This is a genomic window from Streptomyces sp. NPDC028314, from assembly GCF_055565795.1.
The window spans coordinates 166,493-183,984 of the sequence record NZ_JBVHTP010000015.1 but is presented as its reverse complement, the minus strand read 5'-3'; the positions used below and the strand labels follow the sequence as shown (position 1 = coordinate 183,984).

The 17,492-nt window shown below is 74.3% G+C and carries 14 protein-coding genes; 9 read left to right on the top strand and 5 right to left on the bottom strand.

Features of this window, described 5'->3' with window-relative positions; translation table 11 throughout:
* The first annotated feature begins 4 nt into the window (after window positions 1–4).
* On the top strand, window positions 5–976 hold the full coding sequence (gene pgfA / locus ACZ4TG_RS30550; protein ID WP_468168773.1) for a cell envelope lipid trafficking protein PgfA: 972 nt from the start codon (window positions 5–7) through the stop codon (window positions 974–976).
* On the opposite strand, the gene hrpB is transcribed toward pgfA, so the two are convergent.
* Both hrpB and ACZ4TG_RS30540 read right to left on the bottom strand, forming a co-directional pair.
* Window positions 966–3,536 (bottom strand): ATP-dependent helicase HrpB, encoded by a 2,571-nt coding sequence (hrpB, locus tag ACZ4TG_RS30545; RefSeq protein ID WP_468168770.1) that lies wholly within the window; start codon window positions 3,534–3,536, stop codon window positions 966–968. The two genes, pgfA and hrpB, sit on opposite strands and share 11 nt — an antisense overlap.
* Window positions 3,537–3,540: 4 nt before the next feature.
* The gene (locus tag ACZ4TG_RS30540) at window positions 3,541–4,389 is read right to left on the bottom strand and encodes a class I SAM-dependent methyltransferase (protein WP_468168767.1); all 849 of its coding nucleotides are present in this window, start codon (window positions 4,387–4,389) and stop codon (window positions 3,541–3,543) included.
* Window positions 4,390–4,799: 410 nt separating this feature from the next.
* Here ACZ4TG_RS30540 and rpsA point away from each other — a divergent pair, with 410 nt between their 5' ends.
* The 4 genes from rpsA (at window position 4,800) to ACZ4TG_RS30520 (ending at window position 8,739) form a co-directional block, all read left to right on the top strand.
* Window positions 4,800–6,320, top strand: coding sequence for a 30S ribosomal protein S1 (rpsA, locus tag ACZ4TG_RS30535; protein WP_468168763.1), 1,521 nt, complete (start codon window positions 4,800–4,802; stop codon window positions 6,318–6,320).
* Window positions 6,321–6,656: 336 nt separating this feature from the next.
* Window positions 6,657–7,595, top strand: coding sequence for a PAC2 family protein (locus ACZ4TG_RS30530; protein WP_468168760.1), 939 nt, complete (start codon window positions 6,657–6,659; stop codon window positions 7,593–7,595).
* A 50-nt stretch (window positions 7,596–7,645) separates the two neighbouring features.
* Window positions 7,646–8,263, top strand: a complete 618-nt coding sequence (coaE, locus tag ACZ4TG_RS30525; protein ID WP_468168757.1) for a dephospho-CoA kinase — start codon at window positions 7,646–7,648, stop codon at window positions 8,261–8,263.
* A gap of 68 nt (window positions 8,264–8,331) precedes the next feature.
* Window positions 8,332–8,739, top strand: a complete 408-nt coding sequence (locus ACZ4TG_RS30520; RefSeq protein WP_468168754.1) for a tetratricopeptide repeat protein — start codon at window positions 8,332–8,334, stop codon at window positions 8,737–8,739.
* Between the two features lie 13 nt (window positions 8,740–8,752).
* Here ACZ4TG_RS30520 and ACZ4TG_RS30515 read toward each other — a convergent pair whose 3' ends face one another.
* Together ACZ4TG_RS30515 and ACZ4TG_RS30510 are read right to left on the bottom strand one after the other, a co-directional pair.
* A complete protein-coding gene (locus ACZ4TG_RS30515; protein WP_468168751.1) occupies window positions 8,753–9,010 on the bottom strand; it encodes a DUF6343 family protein in 258 nt (85 codons plus the stop codon).
* A 69-nt stretch (window positions 9,011–9,079) separates the two neighbouring features.
* Window positions 9,080–9,697, bottom strand: a complete 618-nt coding sequence (locus ACZ4TG_RS30510) for a hypothetical protein (RefSeq protein ID WP_468168748.1) — start codon at window positions 9,695–9,697, stop codon at window positions 9,080–9,082.
* A 169-nt stretch (window positions 9,698–9,866) separates the two neighbouring features.
* Between ACZ4TG_RS30510 and ACZ4TG_RS30505 the strand changes: the two genes are divergently transcribed.
* The 3 genes from ACZ4TG_RS30505 to ACZ4TG_RS30495 all read left to right on the top strand — a co-directional run bounded on the left by ACZ4TG_RS30505 (window position 9,867) and on the right by ACZ4TG_RS30495 (window position 15,510).
* Window positions 9,867–11,216, top strand: coding sequence for a helix-turn-helix domain-containing protein (locus ACZ4TG_RS30505; protein WP_468168745.1), 1,350 nt, complete (start codon window positions 9,867–9,869; stop codon window positions 11,214–11,216).
* A gap of 119 nt (window positions 11,217–11,335) precedes the next feature.
* Window positions 11,336–14,305 carry a DEAD/DEAH box helicase gene (locus tag ACZ4TG_RS30500; RefSeq protein ID WP_468168742.1) on the top strand — a complete coding sequence of 990 codons (2,970 nt, stop codon included), beginning with the start codon at window positions 11,336–11,338 and terminating at the stop codon, window positions 14,303–14,305.
* Complete coding sequence (locus ACZ4TG_RS30495; protein WP_468168738.1) at window positions 14,302–15,510, top strand: SWIM zinc finger family protein; 1,209 nt, start codon at window positions 14,302–14,304, stop codon at window positions 15,508–15,510. The genes ACZ4TG_RS30500 and ACZ4TG_RS30495 overlap by 4 nt, the downstream gene beginning before the upstream one ends.
* An 82-nt stretch (window positions 15,511–15,592) precedes the next feature.
* Here the strand turns inward: ACZ4TG_RS30495 and ACZ4TG_RS30490 are convergent, their stop codons facing one another.
* The gene (locus ACZ4TG_RS30490; RefSeq protein ID WP_468168735.1) at window positions 15,593–16,135 is read right to left on the bottom strand and encodes an HAD domain-containing protein; all 543 of its coding nucleotides are present in this window, start codon (window positions 16,133–16,135) and stop codon (window positions 15,593–15,595) included.
* Window positions 16,136–16,298: 163 nt separating this feature from the next.
* Here ACZ4TG_RS30490 and ACZ4TG_RS30485 point away from each other — a divergent pair, with 163 nt between their 5' ends.
* Entirely contained in the window at window positions 16,299–17,018 is a 720-nt protein-coding gene (locus tag ACZ4TG_RS30485) for a chaplin (protein WP_468168732.1), read from the top strand.
* Window positions 17,019–17,492 lie beyond the last annotated feature (474 nt).

Genomic DNA, 17,492 nt, shown 5'->3' with positions numbered 1-17,492 from the left:
GGCCATGCGACGCAGAGCGAGCCTCGTCCTGCTTGCCGCAGCCGTGTTCTGCGCGGCCCTCGCACCCCTGCTGCGCTGGTACGCGTACCCCCGCCTCGCCAAGATCCCGCCGGAGCAGTACCAGGAGATGGTCCTGGAGGTGAAGGACGCGACCCTGCTCGACTACTTCGACGGCATGAAGCCCAAGAAGGTCGACAAGGTCACGATCGTCCAGACCCTCAAGGGCAACGTCGAGGCGTCGAAGGAGATCGAGGCGAGCGCCGGCAAGGACGTCGTCGTCTGGGACACCCTCACCCACATCATGGGCCCGGACGGGAAGATGGTGTCCCAGATCCCCGAGCGCTACCTCTTCGACGCCCACACCCAGGATCCGGTGCACGCCACCGGCGAGATGGTCGACGGGGACCCGGTCCGGCGCGAGGGCATCGAGTTCAAATGGCCGTTCTTCACCGAGCCCCGCGACTACCTCTACTTCGACGCGCAGACCCGCAGCTCCTCGCCCATCCACTACGTCGGACCGCGCATCTTCAAGGGCATGGACGTCTACTACTTCGAGCAGACCATCCCCTGGACCAAGGTCTCGCTGCCGAAGAAGATGCCGATCGAGGGCATCGACCCGAAGACGTTCGAGCAGTCGACGGGCACCAGCCTCTGGTACCAGGCCAAGGTGATGTTCTGGGTCGACCCGGTGACCGGGGCGCCCGTCAACGCCGAACAGGACATCGAGCAGGAGATGCGCGGCGGCATCGCCGCGGGCGCCGAGGGCGGCAGGCTCACCGTCTTCGCCGGGCACGTGAAGATGCGCGAGGACTACGCGAAGTACACGCTCGACCTGGTCGCGGCGAACCGTACGAAGGTCCTCGCCCTCCACACGTACGCACCCGCGGGCCTGGCGGCCGGCGCGCTCGCGCTCCTCGGGCTCGCGCTGTGGCTGGAGGCGCGCGGCCGGCGGCCCGGGGAGGAGCTCAGCGCCTGAGCCGGGCGTTGGTGTGCCGGGTGGGCTCGGCGGTCGCCGGGTCCTGCGGCCACGGGTGCTTGGGGTAGCGGCCGCGCAGCTCCGCCCGGACGGCGCGGTAGCCGCCCTGCCAGAAGGAGGCCAGGTCGGCGGTGACGGCCGCGGGACGCCCGGCGGGCGACAGCAGGTGGACCAGTACGGGCACCCCCGCCACCCGGGGCGTCTCGGCCAGCCCGAACAGCTCCTGGAGCTTCACGGCCAGCACCGGCTGACCGCCCGTGTAGTCGACGCGGATCCGGGAGCCGCTGGGCACCTCGATCCGCTCGGGAGCCAGCTCGTCGAGCCGCGCGGCCTCGCCGGTGGCCCAGGGCAGCAGCCGGTTCAGGGCCTGTCCGGCGTCGATCCGGCCGAGGTCGGAGCGGCGCCGGGCCCGCGACAGCTCCGGCTCCAGCCAGTCGTCGGCCCGCGCCACGAGCGCCCGGTCGTCCTCCACGTCGGGCCACGCGCCGCCCAGCGTGCGGTGCAGGAAGCCGACCCGGGCCCGTAGCGTCCGCGCGTCCGGCGACCAGCGCAGCAGCCCGAGGCCCTCGGCGCGCAGGCCGTCGAGCAGCGCGGCCCGCACCAGCGCCGGGTCGGGGTTCTTCAGGGGGCGCACCGCGAGCTCGATCGCCCCGAGCCGCTCGGCCGCGCGGGCCACCAGGTCCCCGGCCTCCCAGCGGACCTCCTCGGAGTCCGAGCGCAGGTGCGCGGCGGCGCCGCGGGCGGTGTCCTCGTCCAGCACCGCGGCGAGGCGGACCCGGGCGGACGCGGAGTGCGGGGCCCGGTCGGCGACGGCCACCGCCAGCCAGGGCGCACTGCGCAGCCGCGACCCGTCACCGAGCTCGGCCGCGGTCCCGGAGGCCATGAGGAAGGCGCCCTCGCCCCTGGCCCGCGCCACCCGCTCGGGGAACGCGAGGGCCGCCACGAGCCCGGCGGCCGCGTCGTCGGAGAGCCGGCCCCGGCCCGCCCCGCCGCGATCCCGGTCGGTGGCCGCGCGCTCCAGGCGGCCCACCTCCGACCGCCAGCGGGCCGCGTAGGCGTCGCCGCCCTGCCGCGCCCGCCGCCAGGCCGCGGCCAGGTCGTCCCCGTACTCGCGCGGGGGCTCCTCGCTCAGCAGGCCCACCAGTTCCGAGGCGCGCCGCGCACCCAGGACCGCAGCCCCGTCGAGCAGCGCGCGGGCCAGCCGCGGGTGCAGCCCCAGCCGGGCCATCCGCAGCCCCCGGGCCGTCGGCCGCCCGGCGGAGTCCACCGCGCCCACCGCCAGCAGCACCTCCCGGGCCGCGCCCATGGCCCCGGCCGGCGGCGGGTCCAGCAGCGCCAGCCCGGCGGCCTCCGGATCGCCCCAGCAGGCCGCCTGGAGCGCGAACTGCGCCAGGTCCGCGATCCGGATCTCCGGTGCCGGGAACGGGGTCAGCCGCGCGTCCTCGGCCTGCGACCAGCAGCGGTACACCGCCCCCGGGGCCTCGCGCCCGGCCCGGCCCGCGCGCTGGCGTCCGGCCGCGCGGGACGCCCGTACCGTCGCCAGCGCGCCCAGGCCCCGGGCGTGGTCCACGCGGGGCTCGCGGGCCAGTCCCGAGTCCACGACCACCCGTACCCCCGGCACGGTCAGGCTCGACTCCGCGACCGCCGTCGCCAGGATCACCCGGCGGTGCTCCGCGGGCGTCAGCGCCGCGTCCTGGACCGCCGCCGGGGCCCGGCCGTGGATCTGCAGCACCTCCGCGTCCACCCCGCCCAGCTGCCCGGCGACCCGGGCGAGCTCACCGACGCCGGGCAGGAAGCACAGGACGTCGCCCTCGCGCTCCGCCAGCGCCCGCCGCACCACCGAGGCCACGTGCGCCAGCTGCGCCGGATCCACCCGCATCCCGTGCGGCGGCCGCACCGGCCGGGCCGGCGGCGCCCAGACCACGTCCACCGGGTACGAGACACCGGGGGCCTCGACCACCGGCGCCCCGGCCGCACCGCCCTGACCGGCCTGACCGCCCTGACCGGCCGCACCGCCCTGGCCGCCCTGACCGAGCACCCGGGCCCAGCCGGCCGCGTCGGTCGTCGCCGAAGCCGCCACCAGCCGCAGCTCGGGGCGCAGGGTCTCGCGTACGTCCAGCAGGAACGCGGCGACCGTGTCCGCGTCCAGGTGGCGCTCGTGGCACTCGTCCAGGATCACCACGTCCACCCCGGCCAGCTCCTGGTCCCGCTGGAGGCGCTGGAGCAGCACACCGGTGGTCACGACCTCCACCACCGTGCCCGGCCCGACCACCCGCTCCCCGCGCACCGTGAAGCCCACCGAGCCGCCCACGGCCTCGCCGAGCAGCCAGGCCATCCGCCGCGCCGCCGCCCGGGCCGCGATCCGGCGCGGCTCGGCCACCACGACCCGGCGCCGCGGCCCGCCGCCGGTCAGCCCGGCCAGGACCAGCGGCACCAGCGTGGTCTTCCCGGTCCCGGGCGGGGCGCACAGCACCGCCGTGCCATGGCTGTCGAGGGCGGCGACCAGCGCGGGCACCGCCTCCCGGACGGGGAGGGAGTCGAGGTCGGCCTGGCGGATCAACGCGTTAGTCCCGTTCGCAGACGAAGATCGCGGTGCCGGGGATCAGGTTGCCGCGCAGCGGGGACCAGCCGCCCCACTCCTGGCCGTTCCATTCCGGCCATTCCGGCTCGACCAGGTCCACCAGGCGGAACCCGCCCGCGACCACGTCCCGGACCCGGTCGCCGACGGTGCGGTGGTGCTCCACGTAGACGGCGCGGCCCTGCTCGTCCTGCTCGACGTACGGGGTCCGGTCGAAGTAGGAGGCGGCCACGGTCAGCCCCTCCGGGCCGGGCTCGTCCGGGAACGCCCAGCGGATGGGGTGGGTGACGGAGAAGACGAAGCGGCCGCCGGGGCGCAGGACGCGGCGCACCTCGCGCAGCACGTTCACCGGGTCCGCGACGAAGGGGACGGCCCCGTAGGCGGAGCAGGCCAGGTCGAAGGACCCGTCGCGGAAGGGGAGCCGGCCGGCGTCGGCCTCGACCAGCGGGACGTCCTCGCCGATGCGCAGGGCGTGCTGGAGCTGGCGGTGGGAGAGGTCCAGGGCCACGGGGCGGGCGCCCTGGGCGGCCAGCCAGCGCGAGCACTGGGCGGCGCCGGCGCCGATCTCCAGGACGTCCTTGCCCTTGAGGGAGGCGACGGGGCCGAGGAGGGCCGCGTCGGCCTCGTCCAGGCCTTCTGGCCCCCAGACGAAGCGGTCGTCGCCCAGGAACGCGCCGTGCTCGCTCTGGTACTCGTCGGCGTTGCGGTCCCACCAGCCCCGGCTCGCCCGGCTGCTCTCCGCTTCGTCCGCGTCACGGCGCGTGGCCTCGGCGTCGTCCTCGGCGGCGGAGCCGGCTCCGTGCGCTTCTTCGGGGGCGTAGTCCTCTTGGTTCATGGGGCCCGTCGTCGTAGTCTGCGAATGTCTGGGTGACTGCCGTGGTCGCCGCAGGGGCGTCTGCCGACGCCCGCGCACCTCCGCGGAGGTCCGCACATTCGTCGGGAAACCCCATCAGGGCCAGCCCACACACGAATTGTGCCGGTTATGCGGCGATCCGCCCGGGGTGTGCGCCTTCGCGCATTGACCCTGCTGGGCTGCCCCCGTATGCTACAAGTTGCGCTGCGAGCCTGTGCTCCTCAGACCTAGCAGGCTGCGCTTGCTTCTGTTGATGTCCCCTCGGTTTTCGAGGCCCTACCGCTTCTGCGGATTCGGGCTTCCTTGGCTGTCCGGCTTCGGCAGATGCCGATAAGGGCTCCCGGCGTAGCAGTACCTACGACTTTCTGTCCGTAACCGGAGCCCTTTCCCACATGACGAGCAGCACCGAGACCACCGCCACCACCCCTCCGCAGGTAGCGGTCAACGACATCGGCGACGCGGACGCGTTCCTCGCGGCGATCGACGAGACGATCAAGTACTTCAACGACGGCGACATCGTCGACGGCGTCATCGTCAAGGTGGACCGGGACGAGGTTCTCCTCGACATCGGTTACAAGACGGAAGGCGTGATCCCGAGCCGCGAGCTCTCGATCAAGCACGACGTCGACCCGAACGAGGTCGTCAAGGTCGGCGACGAGATCGAGGCCCTGGTTCTCCAGAAGGAGGACAAGGAAGGCCGTCTGATCCTGTCCAAGAAGCGCGCTCAGTACGAGCGTGCCTGGGGCACGATCGAGAAGATCAAGGAAGAAGACGGCATCGTCACCGGTACCGTCATCGAGGTCGTCAAGGGTGGTCTCATCCTCGACATCGGCCTCCGCGGCTTCCTGCCGGCCTCTCTCGTCGAGATGCGTCGCGTCCGCGACCTCCAGCCCTACGTGGGCAAGGAGCTCGAGGCGAAGATCATCGAGCTGGACAAGAACCGCAACAACGTGGTCCTGTCCCGCCGTGCCTGGCTCGAGCAGACCCAGTCCGAGGTTCGCCAGACGTTCCTCACCACCCTGCAGAAGGGTCAGGTCCGCTCCGGCGTCGTTTCCTCGATCGTCAACTTCGGTGCCTTCGTGGACCTGGGTGGCGTCGACGGTCTCGTGCACGTCTCCGAGCTGTCCTGGAAGCACATCGACCACCCGTCCGAGGTTGTCGAGGTCGGCCAGGAAGTCACCGTCGAGGTTCTCGACGTGGACATGGACCGCGAGCGCGTCTCCCTGTCGCTGAAGGCGACGCAGGAGGACCCGTGGCAGCAGTTCGCCCGGACCCACCAGATCGGCCAGGTCGTCCCGGGTAAGGTCACCAAGCTGGTTCCGTTCGGTGCGTTCGTCCGCGTGGACGAGGGCATCGAGGGTCTGGTCCACATCTCCGAGCTGGCCGAGCGCCACGTGGAGATCCCGGAGCAGGTCGTCCAGGTCAACGACGAGATCTTCGTCAAGGTCATCGACATCGACCTCGAGCGTCGCCGGATCTCGCTGTCGCTGAAGCAGGCCAACGAGTCCTTCGGTGCCGACCCGGCGTCGGTCGAGTTCGACCCGACCCTGTACGGCATGGCCGCGTCCTACGACGACCAGGGCAACTACATCTACCCCGAGGGCTTCGACCCCGAGACCAACGACTGGCTCGAGGGCTTCGACACCCAGCGCGAGACGTGGGAGCGCCAGTACGCCGAGGCGCAGGTCCGCTTCGAGCAGCACCAGGCTCAGGTCATCAAGAGCCGCGAGGCCGACGAGGCCGCTGCTGCCGAGGGCGCTGCCGCCCCGGCCGCCGGTGGCAACGCCGGTGGCGGTGCCGGTATCTCCGGTGGTTCGTACTCCTCCGAGGGTGCGGACGAGACCTCTGGCGCCCTGGCGTCGGACGAGGCCCTGGCTGCCCTGCGCGAGAAGCTGGCCGGCGGCCAGAGCTGATCGCAACAGCGCGTCACGCTCCGCGCCCCGGTGCGAGAGCGAGCTGAGCTGAGCTGAACGACAAGGCCCGTCCCCTTCGGGGGGCGGGCCTTGTCGCGTCCTCGTTCGCGTCCTCGCGTCCTCGCGTCCTCGCGTCCTCGCGTTCGCGCGTCCTCGCGTTTTCGGCGGGGTGGGGTCAGTGGGGCGGGGTGCTTCCGTCCGCTTCCGTCCGGGTATCCATCCCCCGCGTGCGTTCCATCGCGTTCCATTGCGTTCCTGTGAAAGCGGCCAACTGGGGAATGGTGGCGCCTCCTTGGACGTTCTTGGCAGAGAACGCGGCGAGGAGGAGTGGTGACGGTGCTTGATCCACAGGGTTTGTACGAATGGGACGCCAAGGGCCTGGCGGTGGCCGACCTGGCGCTTGCCCAGGACTCGGCCGGGCTGGTCATGCTCTACCACCTCGAGGGGTACATCGACGCCGGTGAGGCCGGCGAGCAGATCGTCGAGCGGCTCCTGGACACCCTGCCCCACCAGGTGGTGGCCAGGTTCGACGCGGACCGGCTGGTGGACTACCGGGCCCGGCGCCCGCTGCTGACCTTCCAGCGCGACCACTGGACGGAGTTCGAGGAGCCTCGGCTGGAGGTGCGCCTGGTCCAGGACGCCACCGGTGCGCCGTTCCTGCTGCTGTCCGGCCCCGAGCCGGACGTGGAGTGGGAGCGCTTCGCGCTCGCCGTCCGGCAGATCGTCGAACGCCTCGGCGTCCGGCTCTCGGTCAACTTCCACGGCATCCCGATGGGAGTCCCGCACACCCGCCCCGTCGGCATCACCCCGCACGGCAACCGGACCGACCTGATGCCGGGACACCGCAGCCCGTTCGACGAGGCCCAGGTGCCGGGCAGCGCGGAGTCGCTGGTCGAATTCCGGCTCGGCCAGTCCGGACACGACGTACTCGGCGTCGCCGCGCACGTGCCGCACTACGTGGCCCGTTCCCCGTACCCGGACGCGGCGCTGACGGTGTTGGAGGCGATCACCGCGGCCACCGGCCTGGTACTGCCCGCCGTGGCGCACGCCCTGCGGACCGAGGCGCACCGCACCCAGACCGAGATCGACCGGCAGATCCGCGAGGGCGACGAGGAGCTGGTCACCCTCGTGCAGGGGCTGGAGCACCAGTACGACGCCGCGGCGGGAGCCGAGACCCGGGGCAACATGATGGCCGAGCCTGCCGAGATCCCGTCGGCGGACGAGATCGGGCGCGAGTTCGAGCGGTTCCTGGCGGAGCGCGAGGGCGAGGGCTGAGTCCGGCCCGGGGGTGTCCCGCCGATCACGCTGGGCCTAGGCTGCGGGACATGCTGAAAGTAGGCCTGACAGGCGGAATCGGAGCCGGCAAGAGCGAGGTCTCGCGGCTGCTGGCGGGGTACGGGGCGGTCGTCGTGGACGCCGACCGCATCGCGCGCGAGGTCGTCGAACCCGGCACTCCCGGGCTCGCGGCCGTGGTGGCGGCGTTCGGGGAGTCCGTGCTGACCCCCGAAGGGGCGCTCGACCGGCCGAAGCTCGGGTCGATCGTCTTCTCCGACGCGGCGAAGCTGCAGACCCTCAACTCGATCGTGCACCCGCTGGTCGGGGCCCGGTCCGCCGAGCTGGAACGCTCGGCGGGCCCCGACGCCATCGTGGTGCACGACGTACCCCTGCTCGCGGAGAACGGCCTGGCGCCGCTGTACGACCTCGTCGTGGTGGTCGACGCGGCGCCCGGAACGCAGCTGGCCCGGCTGACCGCGCTGCGCGGGATGGCCGAGGAGGAAGCGCGGGCCCGGATGGCCGCCCAGGCCACGCGGGAACAGCGGCTGGCGGTCGCCACGCTGGTGATCGACAACGACGGGCCGCTGGAGGCGCTGGAGCCGCAGGTGCGCAAGGTGTGGGAGGAACTCACCGTACGGGCCGCCGCCGCCGCGGATGCCGAGGCCTGACGGGGCGTTCGGAATAGCGGGCGCGGGGACGGGCGTTGAAGGCGCCCGTAGAGGGAAGGAAACACACCGTGTCCGACACCACGCCCCCGCAGCCGCCACAGCAGCCGTCGTCCTCCGGCTCCGCGAGCCCGGAGACGCACGTCATCGACTACCGGGCAGCCGAGCAGCTGCTGGCCGCCCGCGACCCCCGCGGCGCCGTCCAGCTGCTCGACTCGGTCATAGCCGCGCACCCCGAGAACACGGCGGCCCGTCTGCTGCGCGCCCGGGCCTTCTTCGCGTCGGCACAACTGCGGCCTGCGGCGCTGGAGTTCGAGCTGGTGCTGGAACGGGAGCCGGACAACGCGTACGCCCACTTCGCGCTCGCCCGTACCCATGAGCGGTCCGGGCGGCGCGAGCAGGCGCGCAAGCACTTCCGGCTGGCCGCGGCCCTCGACCCCCAGCCCGAGTACCTGGCGGCGGCCCGCTTCGAGGACTGAGGGGCCTGAGGGCCTACCGCCCGGGCGGCTCGTACGGCGGGATGTCCCGGCCCGGCTGGTAGTGCGGGCCCTGGTGCATGTGGTGGACGACCACGGCCAGGTCCACCGCCGCGACCAGGAAGAGCGCCCCGCAGGCCGCCGCCCACCCCGGACGGCCGGCCAGCGAGAACGCGGCCGCCCCGGCGGCGGCCCAGATCAGGCCCCACAGACTCAGCCAGAACCGCAGCCGCAGCGGACTGCGGGCGGTCACCGGCTCGTTTCCGGAACGCATGGCCATCGCCTCGTATCGGCTCGGACCCCACACTCGGGCTTCACGTCCATGGTCCCACCGGGCGGCCCGTTACGGGTTGAGCTTGTTCACCGCCGTGGTGGTCGTCTTCTTGAAGGCGGAGACCGGGGCGTCGGTCAGGTGGCCCATCTGGCCCCAGTTCACGACGGTCACCGTGGCGCCGTCCCGGCCGATCCCGTACAGGTGCACGCCCGGCTCGGAGTCCGGGATCGAGGTGTGCACCCCGTAGACGTGCGCGCCCTCCTCCACGGGCAGCTTCCCGTAGTCCTGCCACGAGGCCGTCCCGCCCGGAGTGGTGCGCAGCCAGTCGGCGGCGCAGGCCGCGACCTTGCGCTCCAGCGCGGTGGCGAGCTTGGTGGCCGCCGCGTCCGAAGACGCGCGTACGGAGACCTGTACCGCGCCGGTGTCGTAGTCGGTGCCGAACACGCGGTGCCAGCTGCCGGCCGCCGGCAGCGCGCCGTCCAGGCAGAAGGGGGCCGTCTCGGGCAGGCCCTTGGTGACCTTGCCCGCGTACCAGGGGGAGGAGGGGTGCGGCGGCAGGTCGGTGCCGTTGATGAAGCCGGGCGCGGCCGCGGCCGCGGTGGCGGTGGCGGTGGCCGAGGTGGCCAGGAGGAGTGCGGCGGCTGCGGTGGCGGTGGCCGCGAAGGCGGTGGTGAAGCGTCGGAACATGGTCGGCTGGTCCCCGTTTCAGGTCAGTGGCTGTTCGTCAGAGCTTCTACCCGGGCCGGGTCCCCGGGCGACGGATTGGGGCGGATTCGGGACACTGGAACGCCCGTACGCGCTGTCACCTGGGGGAACATGCTGGGGATGGAACGGAGTCACGGGACGGGGGAACGCGGTGGGCGAGGCGGAACGGCCGACTGAGGCGGAGCTCTTCGCACGGCTGATGCGGGAGCTGAAGGAGCGCGCGGGCCTGAGTTACGGGGTGCTCGGCCGACGGCTGCACACGAGTACCTCGACCCTGCACCGGTACTGCCGCGGGGAGGCGGTACCGACGGAGTTCGCGGTGGTGGACCGCTTCGCGCGGGTCTGCGGCGCGACGCAGGCCGAGGCGGTGGAGCTGCACCGGGCCTGGCTGCTGGCGGACGCGAGGCGGCGGGCGCCGGGGGCGGAGCCGACGCCGACGCCGGTGGCGGTCGCGGGTGCCGTTCCCGTTGCTGGTCCTGGTCCTGGTCCTGGTCCTGTTCCGGTTGCCGTTCCGGGTTCGGTGGAGGTGCCCGTTCCGGGGCAGGCGGTCGTGGGGGCGGCTGCGCAGGCGGTGCCCTGGTACCGGCGGAGGGCGGTGGCGGCTGCCGCCGCCGGGGTGGCGGTGAGCGCGGTGGTGGTGGCGGTCCTGGCGGCCGCCGGTCCGGAGCGGGGCGGGCCGGGGCCGAGCGCGCCGGCCCGGGCGGGCGGCACGGCGGAGGCCCTACCCGCGGCTCCGTCGCCGGACCCGATGCCGAGTCCTTCGGCTTCGGATCCGGCTCCGGGCCCGGATCCCGCCACGGCCTCGGCCCCGGTGGCCGGGCCGGCGCCGGCCCGGACCCTGCCGACGGCCCCGGAGCCGGCCGCGCCCCAGGCGCCGCCCAATGCCTCGGCGGCTCCGCTGCGGGCTGCCGTGCGGTCGCACGTGTGGAACGCCGGCTGCGACCATGCGTACCTCTCCGAGAAGGGGCCCGCTGCCGTGCCCGCGCCACCGGTGGAGGCGGACGCGCCCGCGTGGGCGCAGGCCCAGCGGGCCGTGCACGCCGGGAGCCAGATCGTGGAGGTCACCCTGCACGGGGTGGGCGAGGGGACCGTGGTCCTCCAGGACCTGGAGGTCCGGGTGGCTGCCCGGCGCACCCCGCCCGCCTGGAACGTCTACCAGATGTCCCAGGGCTGCGGAGGGGCGCTGACCCCGGCCGTGTTCGCGGTCAACCTGGACGCGCCGAGGCCGCAGGCGCGGCCGGTCGGGGGCAACGACGCCGGGGACGCGATCCCGGCCCCGGCGTTCCCGATGCGGGTCGCGGCGACGGACCCGGTCGTGCTGCGGGTGGAGGCGGCCACCACCGGCTGCGACTGCGACTGGTACCTCGACCTGCGGTGGACCGGCCCCGCGGGCTCCGGGACACTGCGCCTGGACGACAACGGCCGCCCCTGGCGCACCAGCGCCCACCCCAACCGCCCGGTGTACGGGTTCGCGACGGAACTGTCCCGCTGGTCCCGCTGACCTGGACCCGCCGCTGCCGGCCTCCGGGAGCCGTCCGGGCTGGTCAGCGGGGTTGTCAGTGGCCCCGCCTAGACTCGGCAGCAGACGAGACCGTCCGGCCACCGGGAAGGGGGGACAGCATGGCACCGGCTTGGACACCGGCGCCGCCACCGGCATGGACACCCGCGCCGGAAGGCGGACCAGCACGCGCGGCGGAAGGCGGACCGGTGCCGGCACGCGGACCGGTACCGGCACGCGGATCGGCAGCGGATTCGGCAGCCGTATCGGCCCCTCCGCATCCGTGCGCGGCGCTGCTGCGCCATGCCGCCGTGTTCCTGCCCGCCGCCGTGCCCCGCCAGGGGCAGTTCGCCTTCTGGTGCCCCGACGGCGGCCCCCTCCCCGACGTCGGGACGCCGCAGCCGCTGAGCGTCGTCCGCCCGCACGGCGCGGACGGCGCCGTCCGGACGCGGACCGTCCCCGCCGTGGCCCTGTCCGTCAGCGAGGCACTGCCGCTGCTGGCCCGGGCACCCCGCAGCCCCGCCGCGCACCCGGCGACCCGTGCCTGGGGCACCGCCGCCGCGCAGGCCCTCGGCCTGGTCGCGCGGGGCAGGCTGCTGCCCGGGCTCACCCCCGGCGGGATCGACGCCTGGCGTGCGGGGCCGCTCGACGCCGAGGACATCGCCTACCTCCGCGCGGTCGCGGCCGCGCTGCCGTACGAGGGGTACGCCACCCCCCTCGCCGGCCGTCGCCCCCTGACCCTCCCCGAGCCCGAGGCCCTGTTGCGGGCGTTCCTCGACGCCGTCGCCGACAGCCTGCCCCGGACCCCGGCCGCGCCGGTGGCGGCGGGCCGGCCGTTCGCCGCCCAGGAGCCGCAGCGGGTGACCGGGATACAGGAGTGGGCCGCGCAGGTCGCGGCCGGAGCCGACACCGGCGTCGGGATCTCGCTGCGGCTCGACCTGTCCTCGTTCAGCCTGTTCGACGAAGCCGAGGACGAGGACACCCGCCGCGCGGGCGCCGCCGTGGTGCAGGTGCACAGCCTCGCCGACCCCACCCTGGTGACCGACGCGTCGGCGCTCTGGGCCGGTACGGCCGCCGCCGGTTTCGGCCCTCGGGCCCGGATCGACGCCGTGCTCGCGCTGCGCAGGGCCGCGCGGGTCTGGCCGCCGCTGCTGCGACTGCTGGACCAGCCGGTCCCCGATGTGCTGGCCCTGTCCGACCCGGACCTCGAAGACCTGCTGGGCGTCGCCGCGACCCGGCTGGCGAGCGCCGGTGTCCTGGTCCACTGGCCGCGCGAGCTCGCTCGTACGCTCTCCGCGACCGCCGTCGTACGGTCCACCGCGCCCGGCTCGGCCACCGACGGCACCGCCTTCTTCGACGCCCGGCAGCTGTTCGCCTTCTCCTGGGAGCTGGCGCTGGGCGGCGACCGGCTCACCCCGGGGGAGATGGACGCGCTCGCCCAGGCGCACCGGCCCGTGGTGCGGCTGCGCGACCAGTGGGTGCGGGTCGATCCGGAGCTGGTGCGCAAGGCGCGCAAGCGGGAGCTCGGCCTGCTGGACCCGGTGGACGCGCTGGCCGCCGTACTGACGGGCACGGCCGAGGTCGACGGCCAGCCGGTGGAGGCGGTCCCCGTCGGGGCGCTGGCCGCGCTGCGGGAGCGGCTGACCGGGGAGCTGGCCCCGCTGCCGCAGCCCGCCGCGCTGAAGGCCACCCTGCGCGACTACCAGGCCCGGGGTCTGGCCTGGCTGGACCTGATGACCTCGCTCGGCCTCGGCGGCTGCCTGGCCGACGACATGGGCCTGGGCAAGACGGTGACGCTGATCGCGCTGCACCTGCACCGGGACCGGGCGGAGCCGACCCTGGTCGTCTGCCCGGCGTCGCTGCTGGGCAACTGGCAGCGGGAGATCGAGCGGTTCGCTCCCGGTACGCCGGTGCGCCGCTTCCACGGCGGTGACCGCAGCCTCGACGGACTGGCCGGCGGGTTCGTCCTCACCACGTACGGGACGATGCGCGCCAGCGCCCCCCGGCTGGCCGAGCAGGGCTGGGGCCTGGTCGTCGCGGACGAGGCGCAGCACGTCAAGAACCCGCATTCGGCGACGGCGAAGGCCCTGCGCACCATCCCGGCCCCGGCCCGGGTGGCGCTGACGGGCACCCCCGTCGAGAACAACCTCTCCGAGCTGTGGGCGCTCCTGGACTGGACCACGCCGGGGCTGCTGGGTCCGCTCACCGCGTTCCGGGCCCGCCACGCCCGTCCGGTGGAGCACCAGCAGGAGGAGGACGGCGGCAACGAGGCGGCCGTCGCCCGGCTGGCCGCGCTCGTGCGGCCGTTCCTGCTGCGGCGCAAGAAGTCCGACCCCGGTATCGCGCCCGAGCTGCCGCCCAAGACGGAGACCGACCATCCGGTGTCCCTCACCCGGGAGCAGGCGTCGCTGTACCAGGCCGCGGTGGACGAGGCGATGGCGGTGATCGAGACGAGCGAGGGCATGGAGCGGCGGGGGATGGTCATGAAGCTGCTCGCCTCCCTCAAGCAGATCTGCAACCACCCCGCGCAGTACCTGAAGGAGGAGCAGCCCCGTATCCCGCACCGCTCGGGCAAACTGGCGCTGCTGGACGAGCTGCTGGACACGATCCTGGCCGAGGGCGGCTCGGTGCTGGTCTTCACCCAGTACGTGACGATGGCCCGGATCATCGAGCGGCACCTGGCGGCCCGGGGGATCGCCCACCAGCTGCTGCACGGCGGTACCCCGGTGGCGCGCCGTGAGGAGCTCGTGGACCGGTTCCAGGCGGGCGAGGTGCCGGTGTTCCTGCTGTCGCTGAAGGCCGCCGGAACCGGCCTCAATCTGACCCGCGCCGGGCACGTCATCCATTTCGACCGCTGGTGGAACCCGGCGGTGGAGGAGCAGGCCACCGACCGCGCCTACCGGATCGGCCAGACCCAGCCCGTGCAGGTCCACCGGATCATCGCCGAGGGCACGGTCGAGGACCGGATCGCCGAGATGCTGGAGGCCAAGCGGGCCCTGGCCGACGCCGTCCTGGGTTCCGGCGAGTCGGCGCTGACCGAGCTCACCGACCGTGAGCTGGCCGACCTCGTGTCCCTGCGGAGGCCCGGATGATCACCGCGCGGGACGACCGCCGCCGCACCTTCGAGACGGTGCCCGCCGGGCTGGAGGCCACCACCTGGTGGGGCCGCGCCTGGGTGGCCGCGCTGGAGGAGCGCGCCCGGGACGCTGCGCGGCTCGAACGGGGTCGTGCGTACGCCTCCGAAGGCCACGTCGAGGCCGTCACGATCACCCCGGGTCGGATCGTGGCGTACGTGCGGGGGAGCCGGGCCCGCCCGTACCGCACCGAGCTGGCTCTGCCCGCCTTCGCGGACGCGGAGTGGGGCGAGGTGCTGGAGGCGGTGGCGGCTGATCCCACCGCCCTCGCGGCCCTGCTGGAGCGGGAGGTCCCGCAGGCCCTCGCCGAGACGATCCTGCCCGGCGCGGGCGAGCTCGTGCCGCGCTGCTCCTGCCCGGACGTCGCGCGGCCGCCGTGCAAGCACGCGGCGGCCCTCTGCTACCGGGCGGCCCGGCTGCTGGACTCGGACCCCTTCGTGCTGCTGCTCCTGCGCGGCCGTGGCGAGCGGGAGCTGCTGGAGGAGCTCGCCCGGCGCAACGCCGCCCATGCCGCCCGCGAACAGCCCGACGCCGCTACGGACTTCCCGGGGGTGCCGGCTCGCGCGGCGGTGGCCCGTACCGTTCTGCCGCCTTTGCCGGCTCCGGTGCCCGTGCCCGCCGCCGTGGGGCTGCCGCCCGCCTACCCGTCCGACCCCGCCGCGCCGGACCCGCTCGCGCTGGACCAGCTGGCGACGGACGCCGCCGCCCGGGCCCTCGCCCTGCTCGGCACGGCCGAGGATCCGATCGCCGGGCTGACCCTGTGGCAGGACGCCGTCCGGCTGGCCTCCGCGCACCCGACGGCCGGTCTCACCGGGGCCGCCCGCACCCTCTACCGCGACCTGGCCCGTGCCACCGGCCGCAGCACCACCGACCTCGCGCGGGGCGCGGCGGCCTGGCGGCAGGGTGGCCTGGCCGCCCTGACCGTCCTCGACGAGCCCTGGGACCCGCCGGCCGGGCCCTTCGACCGGGCCCGCCCGGCCCTCTTCGCCGCCGGTCGGGGCTCCTTCCGCCCCGACCGCAACCGCCTCACCGCCCACAACCGCCAGCTCCGCCTGAGCCGCGAGGGCCTCTGGTACGTCTACGAGTCCCGCCTGGGCGACGGCGACTGGTGGCCCGTCGGCGCTCCCTCCCCGGACCCGGTCACCGCCCTGCTGCGCCGCTGAGCCGGCTCAGTACGTGCGCCTACGGGTCGGCCCCGTACGCGCGCTTCGGGGTCGGCTCAGTACGGGCGCTTGCGGCTCGGGCTCAATGCGCGGGCAGGTTCGCCGCCCAGTGCGTCAGGGCGGCGAAGTCGCGGTCGCGCAGGCCGTGGCGGGGGTGGATGCGCAGGAGCAGGGCCGGGGCCGGGTGGTGGGCGGTGACCCAGGCGCGATCGAGCGGGTTGATCATGTCGTCGACCCAGGCGAAGGGCCGGCCGGCGGCCCAGTCGAGGAGCGGCCGGGTCTTCCAGGAGAGGCCGTCAGGGTCATGGGCGAAGAGTTCCGGCCATTCGATCACGGGAAGATCGGCGGGAAGCCCGATGTGCGGAGCGATCATAGTGTTGGCCTGGTGCATCCAGGTCGTCGCCCAGGCGAGTTCGTAGGGCAGCGCCAGCAACCGGGCCCCGTGGGCCGGGTGGAGGCGCACCCGCAGGCCGCGCCGCGCGCTACGGGAATCAGGGGCGCGGCGGGCCATCCAGACCTCGGGCCGCATCCGGTGGCTGTCGTAGCCGCGCAACCCGGCCAGGCGGGACCGGAAGGGGTTGAGCGGGCCGTCCACATCGAGGAGGAGCAGCGGGCGTTTCATCATGAAGTAGGCGGTACCCAATACACGATGGGGTGAAATGCCTGCGCCCGCTATAACCCGAATGGGGTTACGGCGTTGTTTCCGGTGCGGGCGCAATGCCCGTGAACTCCTCCGGAAGGCGGGAAAGCTCATGCGTCACAGTCGTAGAAATGGCTTGATCACGGCGGTGGTTGCGGGAGGTGGACTGGCGGTCGCGGGGGTGGGCGGCCTCGCTTACGCCGATGCGGACGCGGCCGGGAAGGCGGCGGGCTCTCCCGGACTGCTCTCCGGGAACCTGCTCCAGCTGCCCGTGCACACCCCGGTGAACGTCTGCGGGAACACGGTGAGCGTGGTCGGGCTCCTCAACCCCGCGGCCGGCAACCGCTGTGCCAACGGCGCGCCCGGCGGTGGCGGCGGTCATCAGGGTCAGTCCTCACACGGTCAGTCCTCACAGGGGCAGGCCTCACACACCTCGAAGTCGGGGACCGCCAACGGCGGCGGAGCCGTTGCCGACGGAAGCGCAACGGGTTCCCCGGGGCTGCTGTCGGGCAACGGCATCCAGCTCCCCGTCGACCTCCCGCTCAACATCAGCGGCAACTCCGTGAGCGTCGCCGGGGTCGGCAACACCTCCAGCGGCAACACCTCCGTCAACGCCGGCCGGCCCAGCGGCGGCAAGCCCGTCCAGCCGCCCGTCGTGGAGCAGCCCGTCACCCCGCCGGTCGTGGAGCAGCCCGTCACCCCGCCGGCCCCGCCGGTCGCGCCCGCGCCGCAGGTCTCGCCCGCCCCGCCGCGGCACTCCGAGGCCCTCGCCCACACCGGGTCCGACGGCCTCGGCTACCTGGTCCCCGGAAGCGGGGTGCTGCTGCTCGGCGGAGCACTCCTGTACCGGCGCTTCCGCCTCAACTAGGCGGTCTCGTTCGGACCTTGCCGGGCCCGCACTGCCCGGCACCGCGCCCCGCCGCGTTGTCGGGGCGGCCGAGTACGCGCGGTACAGGGGCGCCCCTCCGCCTCACGATCCACGGCACCTGACAACGCGGGCTCGGCCGACGAGATCCGAATGAGACGGCCGGCCCGCGCCTGAGCCGTACGAGGGGCTCATGCGATGCCCCGGCAGCCAGGCCCCGTCCGCCGGGGCAGGCATCGCCTGCCGGCAGCGCCCGCCGTGCCTGCCGGCAGTGGCCGTTGCGCCCCCTGGCAGCGCTCGCCCCGCTCGCCGGCAGCGGCCATTGCGGCCGCCGGGTAGCGCCTGCCGCGCTTGCCGGCAGCGGCCAAGTGCGGCCGCCGGGTCGTGCCCGCCGCCGCTGCCGGCAGTGGCCGCCGCGCCGGCTGGTAGCGCCTGCCCAGCCCGTCGGCAGCGGCGCCGCGCCCGCCCCGCCCTGCC